This is a genomic window from Bacillus cereus group sp. N6 (genome assembly GCF_016483705.1).
Lineage (GTDB): Bacteria > Bacillota > Bacilli > Bacillales > Bacillaceae_G > Bacillus_A > Bacillus_A wiedmannii.
In genome coordinates this window covers 1-928 of record NZ_JAEHBI010000176.1, presented here as the reverse complement: position 1 = coordinate 928, position 928 = coordinate 1, and the positions used below count along the sequence as shown (strand labels likewise).

Here is a 928-nt window from a genome sequence, read left to right as displayed (position 1 = left end):
GAAATGGTATCGTACAGATCAAACGTATCGTTTTCAACAACCTGTAGGAAAACAATATTCTTATGGAAAAGGACCAAAAGAGCTCAGTGAATTAGAACAACTACGTTTAGAAAATAAGCATCTAAAAACAAAATTACTTGTATGGGGAAAGTATCTGGAAATCGAAAGGGGCTGAAACCAGAAACTGTAGTTACTTTATGGAAAAATGTAAAAACAAAAATAACAATAAAAGAATTGTGTAACGTATTAGAATTACCCCGTTCCACATTTTATCGCTGGTTACAACGAACGGAAGATCGGAAAGATGATATAGAAGAGAAAGTAAAGGACGTCTGTCTTAGGCATAAATTTCGGTATGGATATCGAAGAGTGACCGCTACTCTTCACAAAATGGGACTGTGTGTCAATCATAAAAAAGTATTACGAATCATGAGACAAAATCACATTCTTTCAAAAGTACGTCGAAAGAAAAAGAAATATATCAATGGTGCGGAACCAATGGTAGCCCCTCATCGATTGGGGCGTGAATTCGATGCATCCAGACCAAATGAAAAGTGGTTTACAGATGTGACGTATCTCTTATTTGGAGAGCGTACCTTGTATGTATCAACGATCATGGATGCCTTTAATCGTGAAATTATTAGTTGTGTCATCAGCGAATCACAAACACTGACATTAGCGAGGAAGACATTGAAACAAGCAATGAGAGGGCGAAGAGTAAAAGATGTCCTTCTTCACTCGGATCAAGGAAGTATTTATACAGCAAAAGAATTTCAAGCGTATGCCGTCATGGAAAGCTTTTTTGGTCATTTGAAAAGTGAAGCTTTCTATTCACAAGAGATAACAAAAGTATCCAACACAACTGTGCGAAAGATTGTGCTAGCATACATTTATTACTACAATTGTGTGCGAATTCAAGAAAAATTAA

Annotated in this window: 1 pseudogene; it reads left to right on the top strand. The window is 36.3% G+C overall.

Annotated elements, in window-relative coordinates:
* Positions 1-928: pseudogene (locus JDS99_RS30740) on the top strand (IS3 family transposase); the annotation flags it as partial.